General features: G+C 73.3%; 11 protein-coding genes. 7 read left to right on the forward strand and 4 right to left on the reverse strand.

The window, feature by feature from the left end:
• Positions 1 to 111 precede the first annotated feature (111 nt).
• Positions 112 to 1,998 carry an ABC transporter ATP-binding protein gene (locus ACWD0F_RS12010; protein ID WP_449874477.1) on the forward strand — a complete coding sequence of 629 codons (1,887 nt, stop codon included), beginning with the start codon at positions 112 to 114 and terminating at the stop codon, positions 1,996 to 1,998.
• On the opposite strand, the gene ACWD0F_RS12015 is transcribed toward ACWD0F_RS12010, so the two are convergent.
• The gene (locus ACWD0F_RS12015) at positions 1,970 to 2,854 is read right to left on the reverse strand and encodes a sulfotransferase family protein (RefSeq protein WP_449874479.1); all 885 of its coding nucleotides are present in this window, start codon (positions 2,852 to 2,854) and stop codon (positions 1,970 to 1,972) included. The two genes, ACWD0F_RS12010 and ACWD0F_RS12015, sit on opposite strands and share 29 nt — an antisense overlap.
• 147 nt (positions 2,855 to 3,001) lie before the next feature.
• On the opposite strand from ACWD0F_RS12015, the gene ACWD0F_RS12020 reads away from it, so the two are divergent.
• Positions 3,002 to 3,898 carry a S66 peptidase family protein gene (locus tag ACWD0F_RS12020; RefSeq protein ID WP_449874481.1) on the forward strand — a complete coding sequence of 299 codons (897 nt, stop codon included), beginning with the start codon at positions 3,002 to 3,004 and terminating at the stop codon, positions 3,896 to 3,898.
• A gap of 33 nt (positions 3,899 to 3,931) precedes the next feature.
• Positions 3,932 to 4,813, forward strand: a complete 882-nt coding sequence (locus ACWD0F_RS12025) for a hypothetical protein (RefSeq protein ID WP_449874483.1) — start codon at positions 3,932 to 3,934, stop codon at positions 4,811 to 4,813.
• Between the two features lie 74 nt (positions 4,814 to 4,887).
• Here the strand turns inward: ACWD0F_RS12025 and ACWD0F_RS12030 are convergent, their stop codons facing one another.
• The 3 genes from ACWD0F_RS12030 to ACWD0F_RS12040 all read right to left on the reverse strand — a co-directional run bounded on the left by ACWD0F_RS12030 (position 4,888) and on the right by ACWD0F_RS12040 (position 9,713).
• On the reverse strand, positions 4,888 to 7,200 hold the full coding sequence (locus ACWD0F_RS12030) for an ATP-binding cassette domain-containing protein (RefSeq protein WP_449874485.1): 2,313 nt from the start codon (positions 7,198 to 7,200) through the stop codon (positions 4,888 to 4,890).
• Positions 7,201 to 7,349: 149 nt separating this feature from the next.
• On the reverse strand, positions 7,350 to 8,513 hold the full coding sequence (locus tag ACWD0F_RS12035; RefSeq protein ID WP_449874487.1) for a pyridoxal phosphate-dependent aminotransferase: 1,164 nt from the start codon (positions 8,511 to 8,513) through the stop codon (positions 7,350 to 7,352).
• A gap of 93 nt (positions 8,514 to 8,606) precedes the next feature.
• Positions 8,607 to 9,713, reverse strand: a complete 1,107-nt coding sequence (locus tag ACWD0F_RS12040) for a PP2C family protein-serine/threonine phosphatase (RefSeq protein ID WP_449874489.1) — start codon at positions 9,711 to 9,713, stop codon at positions 8,607 to 8,609.
• Positions 9,714 to 10,155: 442 nt separating this feature from the next.
• On the opposite strand from ACWD0F_RS12040, the gene ACWD0F_RS12045 reads away from it, so the two are divergent.
• The 4 genes from ACWD0F_RS12045 to ACWD0F_RS12060 all read left to right on the forward strand — a co-directional run bounded on the left by ACWD0F_RS12045 (position 10,156) and on the right by ACWD0F_RS12060 (position 17,708).
• Entirely contained in the window at positions 10,156 to 12,660 is a 2,505-nt protein-coding gene (locus tag ACWD0F_RS12045; RefSeq protein WP_449874491.1) for a hypothetical protein, read from the forward strand.
• A complete protein-coding gene (locus ACWD0F_RS12050; protein WP_449874493.1) occupies positions 12,660 to 14,081 on the forward strand; it encodes a hypothetical protein in 1,422 nt (473 codons plus the stop codon). The genes ACWD0F_RS12045 and ACWD0F_RS12050 overlap by 1 nt, the downstream gene beginning before the upstream one ends.
• A gap of 11 nt (positions 14,082 to 14,092) precedes the next feature.
• A complete protein-coding gene (locus tag ACWD0F_RS12055; protein ID WP_449874495.1) occupies positions 14,093 to 16,672 on the forward strand; it encodes a hypothetical protein in 2,580 nt (859 codons plus the stop codon).
• A 199-nt stretch (positions 16,673 to 16,871) separates the two neighbouring features.
• On the forward strand, positions 16,872 to 17,708 hold the full coding sequence (locus ACWD0F_RS12060; RefSeq protein WP_449874497.1) for an NAD-dependent protein deacetylase: 837 nt from the start codon (positions 16,872 to 16,874) through the stop codon (positions 17,706 to 17,708).
• The last annotated feature ends 13 nt before the right edge of the window (positions 17,709 to 17,721 follow it).

The raw sequence follows: 17,721 nt of genomic DNA on the forward strand, positions 1-17,721 counted from the left end.
GCACGGCGGTTTTGCACGCCGGCGCGCGGGCCCGGTTACGCGGTGAGCTGACCCGGGAATCGCGCTGCGCCTCGGCGGCGCTGTGCCGGGGGAAGAAGGAGGGTCCCCCGTATGGCGATGATGGGAGGGGGCTTCGGCCCCCAGACGATGGCGTCATGGCGCCGTGACCGTTCGGTGGCCGGCCAGCGGCTGCGCCCCGGCACGGTGCGGCGCATCGCGCGCTACGCCGGGCCGTACAAGCGGCAGATCGCGGCCTTCCTGGCGCTGGTCGTCGCGGGCGCGGTGATCGTGATCGCGGGCCCGCTGCTGATGAAGGCGATCATCGACGACGGCGTCCTGCCCAAGCGGCCGGGTGTCGTGGTCGGGCTGGCCGTGGCGATCGGCGTGCTGGCGCTGGTCGACGCCGGGCTGACGCTGGTCCAGCGGTGGTTCTCGGCGCGCATCGGCGAGGGCCTGATCTACGACCTGCGCACCGAGGTGTTCGATCACGTGCAGCGCATGCCCGTGGCCTTCTTCATGCGGACCCAGACCGGCGCGCTGGTCAGCAGGCTCAACACCGACGTGATCGGCGCCCAGCGCGCGCTGACGAGCACGCTGTCGTCCGTGGTGTCCAACGTGGTCAGCCTGGTCCTGGTGCTGGGCGCCATGCTCGTGCTGTCGTGGCAGGTGACGCTGGCCGCGCTGGTGCTGCTGCCGGTCTTCATCGTGCCCGCCAAATACGTCGGCCGGCGGATGTCGGTGCTGACCCGCGAGCAGATGCAGCTCGACGCCGAGATGAGCTCGGTCACGACCGAGCGGTTCAACGTGGCGGGCGCCATGGTCGCCAAGCTCTACGGCCGCCCGGAGGACGACGCGGCGGTGTTCGGCGGCCGGGCCGCCAGGGTGCGGGACGTCGGCGTGACGGTCGGCATGTACGGCACCGTGTTCCGGGTCGCACTCGGCCTCGTAGCCGCGCTCGCCACCGCCCTGGTCTACGGCATCGGGGGTGTCCTGTCCGTCTCCGGCGTCTTCGAGCTGGGCACGCTGGTGGCCCTGGCCGCGCTGCTGATGCGCCTGTACGGCCCGCTCACGGCGCTGTCCAACGTGCACGTCGACGTGATGACCGCGCTCGTGAGCTTCGACCGCGTCTTCGAGATCCTCGACCTCAAGCCCATGGTGGCCCAGCGACCCGGCGCCGTCCCGGTGCCCGGCGGGCCCGTGACGATCGAGTTCGACGACGTGTTCTTCCGCTATCCGGCCGCCGAGGAGGTCTCGCTGGCCTCGCTGGAGTCGGTGGCCAGGCAGGACACCGGCCCCTCGCAGCCGGTGCTCAAGGGTGTCTCCTTCACCGCCGGTCCCGGCAGGCTCATCGCCCTCGTCGGCCACTCCGGCGCGGGCAAGACCACGATGACCTCACTGGTCTCGCGTCTCTACGACGTCAACGAGGGCGCCGTGCGCCTCAACGGCCTCGACGTGCGCGACGCCACGCTCGACTCGCTCCGCGACTCCGTGGGCGTGGTCATGCAGGACGCCCATCTCTTCCATGACACGATCGGGGCCAACCTCCGCTATGCCAGGCCCGAGGCGACCGACGAGGAGATCTGGGGGGCTCTCAGGGCCGCGCAGATCGGTGATCTCGTCGAGGGCATGCCCGACGGGCTCGACACCGTCGTGGGCGACCGCGGCTACCGGCTGTCCGGCGGCGAGAAGCAGCGCATCGCGCTGGCCCGGCTGCTGCTCAAGGCGCCGCGCGTGGTCGTGCTCGACGAGGCCACCGCCCATCTCGACTCCGAGTCGGAGGCGGCCGTGCAGGTGGCGCTGAAGACCGCGCTGAAGGGGCGCACGTCGCTGGTCATCGCCCACCGGCTGTCGACGATCAGGGAGGCCGACGAGATCCTCGTGGTGCACGACGGCCGCGTCGCCGAGCGCGGCCGCCACGAGGAGCTGCTGGCCCGCGGCGGGCTCTACGCCGAGCTGCACCGCACGCAGTTCAGCTCGTCAGGTAGCCCAGCCGCCTGAGCTCCTCCCTGGCCACCTTCTCCACCAGCTCCAGGTCCTCCTGGCGGAGCCGGGTGCGCCAGACGCCGGCCTTGGGGACGTCGCTGCCGTACAGGACGACCTTCGGCACCCGCGTCTCCAGGAACTCCGCCAGCGTGGCCACCGACTGCGCCGGCTTGCCGACCAGGTCCTCGTAGCGCAGCGTCAGGAGCTGCTCGGCGGGCAGCGTCCTGCGCAGCTCGGCGCTCAGGCGCACGGCGCTGCGCCAGCGCAGGGCGCTCTTGCCCGCCACCGGCATGCCCTTCCACCGGTCGAGGTGCTCGTCCTTGTTGACCCCGAGGAAGGCGTTGGGGAACTCGGGCCGCTCCGCCAGCATCGACGGCTTGAACCAGGCCAGGCAGGCCGGATCGTCGAGCATGCCGGTCACGACGTCGCGGCCGTCGCGGATGAGCTGCACGAAACGGGCGTCGGGGAACGCCTGGAGCAGCACGGGAGCGCTGTAGATGAGGTCGGGGCTGCCGTCGCCGAAGCGGGTGACGTCGCTCGCCGCCACGCACGGGCCGTTCCCGGTGACGCCGCCGGCCTCCCTGCACGGCTCGGCGCACGCGCCGCAGGACCGGGGCAGCACCTGCCACGACTCGGCGAACGCGTCGCGCAGGACGCGCACGGCCCCCGAGGTGGCGGCGATGGACGGCTTGCGGGCGAAGGCGTAGACCACGTGCGCCACGCTCGCGCGCCCCATCGTCACGTGGAAGCCGGGTGCTCTCTTCACGGCACGGGCGAGCAGGTCCGCGCCGGAATGCGGGGCGCCGATCAGGAAGACCGGCCGGCGGACCTTGATGCCGTTGACCACGAGGATGTGGGGCGGAAGTCGCATACGACAGGTAAGTGTGACACCGTTTCCCGCGTGAAGGAGCCAATGCCGGTGTCGGTGCTTACCGAAGCGGGCATCTCCCGGATTCCGGCCGCGCCGGCCATCGGGGGCCGCGGGGCCGGCCACCCGCACTCGTACAGGAGCTGATCGATGCAGCAAGGTGACACCGTCGCGATCGTCTCGCCGTCGGGGCCGCCCGACGCCGCGCTGCTCAGGCGCGGCATCGAGCGCCTGGAGGGGCTCGGGCTCAAGGTGACGGCCGGCGCGCACGTGCTCGACCGGCAGGAGCTTCCCTACCTGGCGGGCGGCGACGCCGCCAGGGCCGCAGACCTGCAGGCCGCCTGGTGCGACCCGGCCGTCTCCGCGGTGCTCTGCAGCAGGGGCGGGTACGGCGCCGGCCGCCTGCTCGGCCTGCTCGACTGGGACGCGATGCGCGCCGCGGGCCCCAAGGTCCTCATCGGGTCGAGCGACATCACGGCGCTGCACAACGCGTTCGCCATCGAGCTGGGCGTGCCGACGCTGCACGGGCCGATGGCCGCCTGCGACGTCCTCTCCGGGTCGGAGACCGGCCCGGAGCCGCTGACCTGGGAGAGCCTGCGGGCCGCCCTGTTCGGCACGGCCGCGCCGGTCCTGGGCGACCGGGTGGTGTCGCCGGGCCGCGCCGAAGGGGTGCTCACCGGCGGCAACCTGTCGCTGCTGGCCTCGATGTGCGGCACGCGGTGGCAACCGTCGTTCGGCGGGCGGCTGGCGTTCCTGGAGGACATCGGGGAGGAGCCGTACCGGATCGACCGCATGCTGACCCAGCTCCTGCAGGCGGGGGTGTTCGACGGGGTGCGCGGGATCGCGCTCGGCTCATGGGTGGGCTGCGGCGATCCCCATCCGGTGCTGGCCGATCGCCTGCTGCCGCTCGGCGTGCCCGTGCTGGCGGGGCTTCCCGTGGGGCACGGTTCACCACAGATGAGCGTGTGGCTGGGGGAAGTTGGGGTTATCGATACCGAATCGTGCTCCCTGGCTGGTCCGAACCGCAATGGGAAGCGGGCAAGGTAGGAGGGACGAATCCGACAGAAAGGGACACGGCACGTGAGTTTGTTCAAGCGTGGCCGCGAGCCCTCGCGCCGGTCGGTCGAGGACGTCGATCTCGACTCGCTGCTCGCCCTCGTCGCGGAGTCCCTCGGATACTCTTTCGAGTTCGCCCATGACGGCTCCTCCGTGACCCTCAGAGGGAGGCTCGCAGGCGACGAGGAGCTGGTCGTCAGACTCACCGGGCTGCGGCGCGAGGCGGGGCGCAGAGCCAGGGAGGACTGGCCCATGCTGGCCTCCGAGCACCTGACGCACGCCGTCGCCACCGCCGGCGATCGCCTGGACGTCTGCGATCTGGAGCAGGCGATGCCGCTGCTGCGGATCCGGGTCGAGGCCGTGGACGAGGTCCCCGACCTGACCAGGGTGGTGGGCCGCCACCTCAACGCCGACCTGGTCGAGCTGCTCACCGCCGGCTCCCGCGCGGTGCGGCCCGAGGAGGCCGGCTGCTGGCCGGTGCCCACGGCGCGCGCGCTCGACCTGGCCGTGGCCAACGTACGGCGGAACGAGCGCCTGAGCCTGGAGCAGATCGAGCTCTCCGGCACCCCGGTGACGCGCCTGACCGGCATGACCCCCGCCGCGGCCACGCATCTGCGCTGGCTCGGCGACTATCTGGCCGTGCCGGCCGACGGGGCGCTGGTGGTGCTGCCCGACCCGTACACGCTGCTGGTGCATCCCGTGGACGGGATCGGCGTGGTGCGGGCCATCGAGCGGCTGCGGGTGCACGCGGCGCGCACGGAGGGGCTGAGCCCGCAGGTCTACTGGTGGCATGACGGGCAGCTGACGCTCATCAGGGCCGACATCGTCACCCGGCGCGGGCAGATCAGGCTCGTGGTGGCGCCCCCGCCCGACTTCGCCCGAGTGCTGGCCCGCCTGGCGGTCTGAGCCGCCAGAACGGGCCACGGCGCGCCTGGCGGCTCAGAGCCGCCAGAACGGCCGGCGTGCGGGTCTCCGGGCGGCTAGTCCTGGGCCACGTAAGCGCGCAGGTGGATCGCCGTGAGCGAGGAGCCGGTGGCGACCAGCTCGGCCGGGGTGCCGGCGAACACCACCTGACCGCCGTCGTGACCCGCGCCGGGGCCGAGGTCGACGATCCAGTCGGCGTGCGCCATCACGGCCTGGTGGTGCTCGATCACGATCACCGTGTTGCCGTCCTCGACCAGGCGGTCGAGCAGCGCCAGGAGCTGGTCCACGTCCGCCAGGTGCAGGCCCGTGGTGGGCTCGTCCAGGACGTACGTGGAGCCGTTCCTGGCCATGTGGATGGCGAGCTTGAGCCGCTGCCGCTCGCCGCCGGACAGCGTGGTGAGCGGCTGGCCGAGCCCCAGGTAGCCGAGGCCGACCGCGGCCAGCCGGTCGAGGACGGTGCGGGCCTGGCCGGTGGTGAAGAACGCGCGGGCCTCGGCCACCGGCATGGCCAGGACCTCGCTGATGTTCTTGCCGCGCAGCGTGTACGTCAGCACCTGCGGCGTGAACCGCTTGCCCTCGCACTTCTCGCACACCGACGCCACCCCGGCCATCATCACCAGGTCGGTGTAGATCAGGCCGACGCCCTTGCAGGCCGGGCAGGCGCCCTCGGAGTTGGCGCTGAACAGGCCGGCCTTGACGCCGTTGGCCTTGGCGAAGGCGGTCCTGATCGGGTCGAGCAGGCCGGTGTAGGTGGCCGGGTTGCTCCTGCGCGAGCCCCGGATCGGCGACTGGTCGGCCACGACCACGCCGTCCCGGCCCGACAGGTAGCCGTGGATCAGCGAGCTCTTGCCCGACCCGGCCACGCCGGTGACCACGGTGAGCACCCCGAGCGGGATGTCGACGCTCACGTCCTTGAGGTTGTGCAGGGTGGCGCCCGTGATCGCCAGGTGCCCGGCCGGCTCGCGGGTGTGCTCGCGCAGCCGTACCCGGTGGTCGAGGTAGCGGCCGGTGAGGGTGCCCGACGCGCGCAGCCCGTCGAGGTCGCCGTCGTAGCAGAGCCGGCCGCCGTCGGTGCCCGCGCCGGGGCCGAGGTCGACGACGTGGTCGGCGATCTCGATCGTCTCCGGCTTGTGCTCGACGACGAGCACCGTGTTGCCCTTGTCGCGCAACTGGAGGAGGAGCTGGTTCATCCGCTGGATGTCGTGCGGGTGCAGCCCGGCCGTGGGCTCGTCGAAGACGTAGGTGACGTCGGTCAGGCTGGAGTTGAGGTGGCGCACCATCTTCACCCGCTGCGCCTCGCCGCCCGACAGGGTGGCGGACTCGCGGTCGAGGCTCAGGTAGCCGAGCCCGATCTCGACCAGCGAGTCGAGCGTGGAGCCCAGCCCTTCCAGCACCGGGCCGACGGAGGGGTCGCCGATGCCGCGGACGAAGGCGGCCAGGTCGTTGATCTGCATGGCCGCGCAGCCGGCGATGTTACGGCCGTCGATGAGGGAGGCGCGCGCGGCCTCGTTGATCCGGGTGCCGTCGCAGGAGGGGCAGTGGACGAGCTTGACCGCACGGTCGGCGAACGCCCGCGCCCCGGCCTGCATCGACTCGCGGTCCTTGGCCAGGTACTGCCGCCTGACCTTGATGATCAGGCCCTCGTAGGTGAAGGTGTTGGAGCCGTACTTGATCTTCGTGGCGGGCTTGTGGAGCAGGTCCTCCCACTGCCCGGGGGTGAAGTCCTGCAGCTTGACGTCCGGGTCGTACAGGCCCGAATTGGCCATGACCTGCCAGTACCAGGTGTCGACCGCGAAGCCCGGGACCTTGATGGCCCCCTCGTTCAGCGACAACCCGCGGTCGACGAGCTCGTCCACGTCGATGTCGGAGGTCTTGCCCAGGCCCTCGCACTCGGGGCACATGCCCTCGGCGCGGTTGAAGCTGAAGGCGGAGGCGGAGCCGGCGTAGGGCCGGCCGGCCCGGCTGAAGATGATCCGCAACATGGTGTGGGCGTCGGTGGCGGTGCCGACCGTGGAGCGCGCGTTGGCCCCCATCCGCTCCTGGTCGACGATGATCGCGGCGCTCAGATTGCGCAGGGAGTCGACGTCGGGGCGGGCGAGGCTGGGCATGAAGCCCTGGACGAACGCCGTGTAGGTCTCGTCGATCAGCCGGCGCGACTCGGCCGCGATCGTGTCGAAGACCAGCGAGGACTTGCCGGAGCCCGAGACTCCGGTGAAGACGGTGAGACGCCGCTTGGGGATGTCGAGGGAGACGCCCTTCAGGTTGTTCTCCCTGGCGCCGCGGACCTGGATCAGGTCGTGGCTGTCGGCGGCGCTGTGATCGTGGTGCTGGGCTGCCTGGCGGTTGAAGACGACCACGAGACCTTCCATCGTCTGATTGTTTATGCCGTAAGGGGATAGCCGGGACAGCCTACACGGAGCCGTTCCCGTACGCTGTACCGTACAACATACGGGGACGGGCTCCTCGCCAGGCTCGGTCCCGTGCGCACTCCCACGGGCGCTTCAGACGATGGCCGCGATCACGCCGACAGGGGGTTGACGTGCCGGTGGTGCAGGCCGATGACCGGGATCTCGTGCAGGCTGCCCGAATACAGGAACTGCGTCATCCCGATCAGCAGCCGCCGCACGTCCTCCTGCGGGCGCACCACCAGCCGCAGGAACTGACTGGTCGTGCCCAGCTTGTTGCCGCACTCACGGACGTACACGCCGTGCTCGCTGAGCAGGTGGTCGCGCAGGGGCACCCCGTCGTGCCCCGGCGGCAGTTTCACCAGCAGGAAGTTGCCCTGCGAGGCGAACACCGACAGTCCGGGCATGGTGCTGAGCTGCTGGAACATCGCCCGCCTGTCGGCGTTCAGATGCCGCAGGCTCTCGTGGTACTGGGCCATGAACTGCCGCATCATGAACACCACGATCTCGGCGAAGGAGTTGAGGTTCCACTTCGGCAGCGCGTCGCGGACGCGCGCGGCCAGCGCCGGGTTGGCGACCATGTAGCCGAACCTGATGCCGTGCAGGCCGAAGTTCTTGCCCAGGCTGCGCAGCACGATCACGTTCGGGCGGACGGCGGCCTCCGCGGCCACCCCCGGGTACGGCTCGGCGTCGACGAAGTCGCCGAACGACTCGTCCACGATCACCAGGTCCAGGTCGATCAGCTCGTCGAGCAGCCGCACCACCTCGTGTTTGGGCAGGTAGCCGCCGTCGGGGTTGTTCGGGTTGCAGATCACCGCCACCCGGGAGCCGCGCATGCGGATGAACGAGACGTAGTCGTTCACGTCGAGCGCGAAGTTGCGGCTCTCGATCAGCGGGTACATGTCCACCCGCTTGCCCGTCTCCAGCGGCTGGTCGGTCCAGCGGCCGAAGGTCGGGATCGGCACCGCCAGGCTCTCGCGCACCAGCAGGTGGTCGATCCAGGTGATCAGCTCGGTCGAGCCGTTGCCCATGGCGACCGTCTTGGGATGGAGCCCGAGGGTGGAGCAGAGCTCCTCGGTGATCGTGCCCGCGTCGCTCGGATAGAACTTGAGGATCGTCTCCAGGTTTCTGCCGAGGTGGTCGAAAATGTCCGGGGTCGGGAAATACGGGTTGCACGGGATGCAGAAGTCCACCGGGGCGCGCTCTCCCGAGGAGCTGCGCATGAGTGAGAAGTACGACGGGCTGTGCGCCTGCGCACGCAAGAGGCTGAGCTCCACGACACCTCCATGGACCATGTCCGATGTGTGGAGGTACGCGCCGATGACCGGAGTGGTTCACCAGATCTGCGGGTCTTGGTCATGCCCGGCCGTTCATGACCCGGCGCGCCGGTCGGACCTGCGGATCGTCAGGATCGCGATGTCGTCGCGCGGCGCCGCCCGGGTGAAGCGCCGCAGATCGCTCACGAGCGACTCGGCCAGGCGCCGCGGCGGGTCGCCCGCCCACACGCGCAGCCGCTCCTCCAGCGGGTAGAAGCGGCCCGCGGGATCGCGGGCCTCGGTCACGCCGTCGGTGCACAGCAGCAGCTTCGTCCCCGCGGGGAAGGCGAACCAGGTGTGCCGGCGCCGCGCCGGCGTCAGCGCGGCCAGGCCGAGGGGGACGGCGGGCTCGCCGAGGCTGACCTGCTGGACGTCGCCGTCCTGGATGAGGTAGGGGGCGATGTGCCCGCAGTTGACCGCCTCGACCAGCCGGGCCCGGCCGATGTCGAGCACGAGGGCGGTGACCAGGCGCTCGGGCTCGCCGGTCTGGGCGGCGAAGGTGTTCTGCCGGACGACGGCGTTCTCCAGGGCGTCGACGAGGCCGGTGAGCGTCTTCTCCCGGTAGGCCGCCTCCCTGAAGGCCCCCAGCACGGCCAGCGCGGTCCCGATCGCCGGCAGGCCCTTGCCCTGCACGTCGGCGATCAGCAGCCGGGTGCCGTTCGGGTGGGGCGCCACCTCGTACATGTCGCCGCCCACCGTCGTGTCCTCCTCCACCGGCAGGTAGAGGCCGTCGACGATCACGTTCTTGGTGCGCAGCGGCAGCGGGCGCACGAGCTGCCGCTGCAGGGCCGCCGAGGCGGAGCGCAGCCGGCGCACCTCGTCCTCGCGCCGCACCCGGAATCGGCAGCCCAGCACGCTCAGCACCCCGAACAGCGCGGTGAAGACGGCCGCCAGCCCTGTGTCGTCGGCCTCCGCGCCCACGTAGAGCAGGAGTCCCGTGACCACCAGCAGCGCCCAGATCGACGCGACGACGGTCTGCGCCACGGTGCCCAGTCCCGAGGCGATCGCGGGCAGGAAGACCAGCAGGGGCAGCAGGCGCACCGACGTGTGCGTCAGTGTGTCCAGCCCGGCGATCACCACGGTGACGACGACCAGCCCCGCCACGAAGACCGGCGTCGAGAGCAGGCTCAGCCCGCGCCGCCGCCGTTCGGCACCTGTCACGACTCCCTTCACCCCCGGTATCACCTTCTATCAGCCGGGGCTCCCCGCATCCGCGATGGCGCGCCCCTTTGACCCCACCTTGCCCTTGCTGAATGGGGCCGGGAGAATACGCGCGATTATCGGGGGCGCGGCGGAAAACGCGGGAATTCGCGTTTCGGCGGTCCAATGATTGGGGCGCGACGTATTCATGGCCGCATGTCGCCGGTGCCGCTGTACAGGCAGGATAGGTGGGTGACTACGGAAAGTAAACAGCTCTGCCCTATATGGCGGGGTTTGTTGATGTTGACGGGTAATTTTCCCTGCGGTGCGATTGCTAAGAGTGATCAACTCTCATTTACTTTTAATCTCTGAATGCATTGACAGGGCAAAATGATCTTGTAAGCATCTGAGTTGAGAAGCACGCGCACAATTTCTGTCAGGAAAGGGAGAGGCCGGTGACCGTGTGAGCGAACACGACTGGACCTTGCTGCCGAGCGTGATCGTCCGGAGCGCCGGGTTCCCCTGGGAGCTCGTCCTGTCCCTGATCTACCCTCGGGCGGCGGAGGCCGCCACGGACGTCGTACGGCTGGAGCGGCAGGCGCTCGACCTGCTCGCCCGGCACGGCGCCCCGGCGGAGGAGACCCGTCCCGGGGGCGGGCGGCTGCCGCGCGGCCTGCGCAACCGGCTGCGCGACCTGCGCCCGCTGCCGCGGGACGCGCCCGCGCCCGGCGGCTGGCTGGCGGACTGGAACCGGGTGACCGGACAGCTCGACGAGGCCCGGCTCACCCTGGCGGGCGTGGTCTCGGGCGACTCGGCGCTGTCCCGGGCGGCGGTGGCCGGCGTGGTGGCCGACGAACGCTTCCTCGACGCGCTCGTGTGCACCTCACCCGGCCTCTACCGCGATCTGCGGCGGGGGACGAAGGAGGCCAAGCTGCGCCGGCGGCTCGCCGCCCACGTGCAGCGGCTCGGCGCCACCTGCGCGTCCGGCCCGATCAACTACGGGCGGATCGAGCCCGGCCGGGCCGGCGGCTACATCTGGTCGGGCCACCAGGACTGCCCCCAGCGCGTCGCGTTCCCGGCGGCCCGGGTGGGGGAGGCGCTCCAGCAGCGCATCCTGGCCGATCCCGCACTCGTCGCCGGGCTGGTGCCACGGCGCAGGACGGGGGCGGGCGCACCGGCCGACGGGGCGGCCTTCGTCGGGCACTGCGACGGGACCCGCACGCTGGCCGAGATCGCCGCCGAGTCGGGCACCGGGCTGGAACGCGCCGCCGCCGCGCTGGCCGTGGCCGTGCGGCGCGGGCTGCTCACCCACGACCTGTGCCCGCCCGCCACCATCCCCGACCCGCTCGGCTGGCTGCGCGAACGGCTGCCCGCCGAACCGGGCGAGACCGGCCGGCACGGCTCGGGCAGGGACACCGTCCGGTCCGCGGGCGGTTCCGGCGTTCCCCAGGGCCCCGTGACCGGGCGCGACCTCCGGGGCATCACGACGGTGCCCGGGCGCGGGCTCGCCCCGGGCGTGCCCCCGCAACGAAGACGGGTCCTCGCGGGGCTGCGGCCCGCGCCGGCGAGCGGCCTGCCGGTGGGGCGCCGCGTCGCCGAGATCGCCGAGCTGCTCGGCCGCTATCCCGCCGCCTCCGCCGACGTGAAGCTGGCCCTGCAGAGCCGGATCGGGTCCCTGGCCGGCGGCGGGCGGCGCGACGGCCGATCCGGCGACGAGCGCGCCGGCGACGACCACGTCATCGTGTACGAGGCCGCCGCCGGCACGCTGCGGGTCGAGGTCGGCGACGCGCTCGCCGCCGACCTCGAACGCCGCGTGCCACGGGTCCTCGACCTGCTCGCCGAGGAGGCCGAGCAGACCAGGCTGCGCACCAACCGGCTGCTCGCCGGGCGGCTCGGCAGGGGCACGTTCGCGATGGCGGAGGTGCTGCGCGCGGCCGGCGACCTGCGGATCCAGTACGGCGACCGGCTCGCGGAGCGGATCGCCGCCCTCGTGCGCGCCGCGCCGCCGGGCACCACCCGCCTCGACCTCGCCGGCCTGCTCGGCGACCCCCCGGCCCCGGCCGCGCCCGTGTTGTGCGCGGCCGACGTGCTGGTGGCCGCGCCGTCGCCGGCGGCGTACGAGCCGGGCATCACCCCCCTGATCCTCGGCGACCTGCACGACGCGGCGCTGCTCACACCGTGGGACACGCAGTTCCACCCGGACGGGGCCGCGCTCGTCGCGGCCAGGGACGCGGCGATCAGGCGGGCGCTCACCGGGTTCACCGCGCTGAACGCCATCTCCCCCCGCACTGGCGGGCCGCCGCCGCTGGAGTTCCCCGGCCCGGTGCTGGAGTTCGGCGGCGTGGCGGCCGACCCGGAGCGGCGGCGCATCGGGCTGCACGAGCTGTACGTGCGCAGCGACGGCCGGCACGCCGTCCTGCGGGCCGAGGGGATGGAGGAGCCGCTGCTGTTCCACAACGGCGAGCACGACACCGCGCTGCACACGGCGCTCGCCCTGCCCAGGATCCGCCGCCCCGACCTGCGCGACCTCCCCCTGGTGCCCCGGCTGACCTGGGACAACGTGGTCATCTCGCGGCGGCGCTGGCGGATCGGGGCGGCGGACTTCGAAGCGATCGGGCAGGCCGCCGGCGACCGCGAGCTGCTGCTGGCCATGGCGCGGCTGCGCGCGGCCCACGAGCTGCCGCAGACGTTCTTCGCCTCCTCCCCGCGCGAGCGCCGGCCGATCCACGTGGACACCCGCTCGCCCGCGCTCATCGAGGGCCTGGCCCACCTGGCGGGCGGCGGGCTCACCCTGACGGAGACGCTGCCGGGGCCGGGGGAGTGCTGGCTGCGTGACGCCGGGCAGCACTTCGCCGCCGAGTTGCGCTGCGTCTACCTCAGACCGGCGGGCGGTCCTCCGCCCTCCTGCGCGGACTCGACCTCCGCCCTGGCACCGCACCCCTACCCCTGGCCGCGAGAGGGCTGCTGATGGATCTGCTCGTCGTTCCTCCCCTCACCGACTTCACCACCGAGATCCTGTCCCCCGCCGGGACCGAGGTGCTCGACCTCAACGCGCGCGTCGTCGAGCGCCTGGCCGACCCGGCGGCCCTGCGGGCCGCGCCCGACGGCGGGCACGCGCTGTTCGGGCGGGCGGCGGCGGCCATCCTGGAGCGCAAGGCGTTCGACGACGCGCATCTGAGAGCGGTGGGCGCCGCGCTCAAGCTGGCCCGCGACCCGGCCGTCCGGCTCACCATCGACGACCTGACGCTGGCCGAGGGCAGCACGCAGAGCAGCCGGGACGTGCTCGGGGCGGCCGGGCGGTGCGAGCTGTTCCGGCCCGAGATCGAGCTGGCCGGCGAGGTGGCCAAAGGGCGGCGGGCCTACGTCGTGATCGACGCCGAGCGGCAACTGCCGGCCGCGTTCGCGCTGGTGCGGGCCCTGGGGGCGGCGCGGGTGACGCTCTGCGGGCGGCTGGTGGCCGAGCACGTCGCGGCGCTGCGGCGGGTGCCCGAACTGGCCGGGGTCCGGTGGCTGGCCTGGTCGCCGGCGCGGGTGATCAGCCCGCAGTGGCAGGCGCGCGACACCGGCCCGGCCGAACGCGTGCGCTGGGTCACCGGCGCCCGCCGGCCGCCCGAGCGCGGACCGTGGGCGGGACGGCTCGACGTGGTGCGGGTGAACACCTTCACCGAGGAGACGCTGGCCCGCTGCCGCGGCCTGACGATCAGCGTGACGCGCATCGACTTCCTCGCCGCCGTCACCGGGACGACGGGCATGACCGTGAGCCTGCGGCGGCTGATGGCGGCCATCGCGCCGGACGTGCCGGTGACGTGTGAGCTGGTGGTGGGAGCGCCGGGCATGGACGCGGGCGTCGTGGGGGAGTCGCTGGAGCTGCTGGCCGACGGGGCCGGCGGGGTGCGGGCGGCGGGGCTGCGGCCGTTCCGGATGGGGATCCGGTCGGCGTGGGCCGGGCAGAGCCTGCGCTTCCCGCCCAAGGCGGGCGACGACCTGGCGCGGTGGATCGACTTCGACGCGCCCGACACCATGCGGGGGTACGAGGTCACGGCCGTGATCAAAAAGTGGCTGGGGCGGCTTCCCGGGCTGCTGCCCGGGCGGCTCGCCGCCTGTTCCGTCGCCGGTGGGCCGCCCGGCGCCGCCCCTTCCGGCGCCGGTCCTGATTCCGTTCCGGCGTGGGATCCCTGCGCGGAGGTGGTCGCGGGAGGCGGGTCCGACGGGGCGGAGACGTTCGCGGTCAGCCTGCGGTCGTGGCGGTCGTTCCGGCTGGGCCAGGGACAGGTGGTGCCGGTCGCGCGGCTGGCGGCCGATGATCCGCACGCGCTCGACGGGCTGACCGAGCCGGCCCGGCGGCGGCTGACCAGCGAGCTGGCCGCGGCCGGCGTGTTGCGGGGGTGAGGGGAGTGGTCATGAGACATCCAGAAGAGGCGTCGTTGAAGCGCGATGGTGACCGCGGCCCGGCGGGGGAGCTGCGCTGGCGGATGCCCGCCGGGGGCGGCGATCTGGTCGTCGAGGTGCATCCCTGGGTCCTGATGCGCACCACGGGGCTGCCCGTCCGGCTGCTCGACGGCCTGGGCCACCCCGATCTGCGCCGCCTCACCGAGCGCCTGCTCGCCGCCCAGCGCCGCCTGGCCGCCGACCGCCGCCGCTTCGAGCGCAGTGCCGCCGCCCTGCGCGAGTCCGTGCTGGGCCTGCCGCCCGAGCAGCGGGCCGTGGCCAGGCGCTGCCTCAGAACCGTACGCGCCGGCGCGCCGCTGAGCGGCGACGAGATCCGCCTGCTGGAGTCGCTCGGGCTCGGAGAGTGGGTGCGGCGCTGGCAGTGCGCCGTCGTCGCCGCCGGTTCGGCGCGGGCCGCGGCCAGGAGCGCCCACGCCGCCGCCTGGCTCGTCGCGCGCCGCAAGGTCGCCGAGGCCTACGACGACGAAGCCGTACGCCACGGCGCCTTCCTCGCCGACCCCGGCTTCTACCAGGCGATCGTCCGGCATCCACTGGCCCGGCGTCCCGGCGACGGCACGGCCAGGCGGTCGCGGCTGCTCACGGCGACCGCCCACCGGCACCTGCGCCGGTTAGCCGCCACCTGCGGGAACGCCGCCGGGCCCGTGCTGTACGCGCGGCTCGACCCGGAGAGCCCCGCCGCGCTGCACGTCGGCGAGCCGGGGGGCGCGCGGGTGGCCGTCGAGGCCGGTGACTGGCTGAGCGAGCGGCTGCGGGTCGCGCTCGACCGGGGCACACCGGAGCCGGAGCTGCGCGTGTGGCCGAGCCCGGTGTATCGGGAGCCGCCCCTGCACGGCTGGGCGCCCATGCTGGAACACGTACCCGACGGCGTCCGGGTGCGGGTGTCGGAGCCGGCGTTGTCGTTGTGGCGGGCCGTCTGCGGGGCGGGCGGCGGGCGGACCGTCGCCGAGCTGGGCGCCGAGCTCGGCCTCGGGCCGGAGACCGTCGCCGGGCACGTTCGCGAGCTGGGGGTGGCCGTGGTCGTCTCCCGCCACCGGCTGGCCGCCGCCGAGCCCCGTCCGCTCACCGCCCTCGCCCTCGCCGCCGGCCCGCGTCCCCTCACCGCCGCCGGTCCGCGTCCGCTCGGCGCGGCCGGCCTGACTCCGCTCACCGACCTCGCCGCCGTCGGCCCGCGCTCTCTCGGCGGCCTCTCGCCTGCGCTGGTCGGCGTGGCGAGGCTGGCCGGGCTTCGCGATCGGTACGCGGCCGCGCCCTGGCCGGAGCGGGCCCGGTGGTTCGAGGAAGCAGGGCGGGTCGCCGAGGAGCTCGGCGGCCGCCTCGGGCGCCAAGAGCGCGGGCAGGCGCCGGAGGCCGGGCAGATCTTCGATGAGCGGAGGACGAGCCCGTACAGCGAGCGTGTCACCATCGGCGGTGCGGCGTTGGCGCGGTTGCGGGCGGCGCTGACGGCGGTGCTGCCGCTCTGCTCGCTGGCCGCGCTGCTCGCCCGGGAGGATGCGAGGGACGCGGTGCGGGCGGCGCTCGGCGGCCGTCCGGGATCGCTGGCCAGGCTGGCCGCCGCCGACCTCCACACGGGCACCCCGGTACGGACGAGAGCGCTCGGCGAGATCTTCGCCGGGCTCGTCTCCGAGGCGGCGGCGCACGGGCAGGACGTCGTCCGGCTGAGGAGCCGCGACGTGGCGGCGGCCACGGCCGGGTTGTGGGCACGGGCGGGTGAGCGGCTCGATCCCTGCATGCCAGGCCCCGGGCTGATGGCGGCCGGCGCCGATCTGGCCACGGCCACCTGGGTGTTGTCGGAGCTGCACCACGACTGCGGCTTCCTCTACGCGGGTCTGGAAAGCGGGCTGCATTCCGCGCCCGACCTGCTCTGGGACGCCTACGTCGAGCGAGCCGCCCGCTTAGTGCCACGCGAGGGCGCCGCCACGGTCGTCCGGCCACGGAGCGCGTCGCGGCCGGCGCCCGAGCCGCCGGGGCTCTCCATCGAGGCGGGCGGGTGGTCGGTGAAGCCGCGTGAGCAGGTGGTTCCCGTCGCGCAGGTGCGGGTGCCCGCCCGGGGCGACGCGGTGGACGTACGCGGGCGGCGGATGCGGCTCCATCCGGGCGACGTCAGCACGGAGGCGTATCGGGCGGTGTCGTTGCCCGCGCTCGCGCCCGTACTCGTCGATCTGGGCGCGCGCACGCCGCGCGTCATGATCGACGACGTCGTCTATCAGCGGGCCCGATGGCGTCTGCCGCTGCCGGCGGAACGCGGCGCGGACGCCTTCGACCGATGGCTGGCCGTGCATCGGCTACGCGGCGAACACGGTCTGCCCCGGCACGTGTTCGTCCGGCATCCCGCCGAGTCCCGGCCCTTCTACGTCGATTTCTGCGATCCGCTCGCGGTCGAGGACCTGGCCAGGCGCGAACCCGCGGAGGTGATCGTCACCGAGATGCTGCCCGCGCCGGACGCGTCGTGGTGGCGGGTGGACGGCGAGGGGCAGTGCGCTGAGCTGCGTCTCGGGTGCTTCGTCCGAGGGGAGCCCGCAGACGGCGGGTGAGGGGATCGCGGCACCCGGCGCGCGGGTGGTCATGGTCTCGCAGCCGGCCACCGGGGACGGAGGACGGCAGGTCGTGGCGTTCGGAACCGGCCACCGAGGCCGGGGGACGGGCAGGTCGTGGCGTTCGGAACCGGCCACCGAGGCCGGGGGACGGGCAGGTCGTGGCGTCGGGCACCATGGACATGTGACAGGAAGCACCATGAGGCACCCGGTCGCGGCCGCGCCCGCCGTGCTGGCCGAGTTGGTCGGTGGGGGAGGCGTGGCGGTGCTGAGCGGGGCCGGGTTGTCGACGGAGTCGGGGATTCCCGACTACCGGGGGCCGACGGGCCGCGCCAGGCCGGCGGAGCCGATGACCTACCAGCGGTTCGTCGGCGGCGCGGAGGCACGGCGGCGCTACTGGGCGCGCAGCCACGTCGGCTGGCGGCAGATGGGGCTGGCCCGCCCCAACACCGGCCACCGGGCCGTGGCCGAGCTGGAGCGGCGCGGACTGCTGACCGGCATCATCACCCAGAACGTCGACGGCCTGCACCAGGCGGCCGGGGCACGGCGGGTGATCGAGCTGCACGGCGGGCTGGACCGGGTGGTCTGCCTGTCGTGCCGGGAGCGCACCCCGCGCGCCGAGCTGGAGCGCCGCCTGCGGGAGGCCAACCCCGGCTGGGAGGCCGCCGGTGTGATCAACCCCGACGGTGACGCGGTGCTGAGCGACGCGCAGGTCGCCGGGTTCCAGGTGGTGGACTGCGCGGGCTGCGGCGGGCTGCTCAAGCCCGACGTGGTCTTCTTCGGCGAGAACGTGCCGCGCCTGCGCGTGGACGAGTGTTTCGCGCTCGTGGCGGGGGCGCGGGCGCTGCTGGTGCTCGGGTCGTCGCTGACGGTCAAGTCGGGGTTGCGGTTCGTCGGCAAGGCGGCGGAGCTGGGCATCCCGATCGCCATCGTCAACCAGGGGCCGACCGGCGGCGACGCCGACGCCGCGCTCACCCTGGACGCCCCGCTCGGCGCCACCCTCAGCGACCTGACCGCCCGCCTCGGGGCACCGTAGGAGGGCAGTGAGG

Source organism: Nonomuraea sp. NPDC002799, from assembly GCF_053592075.1.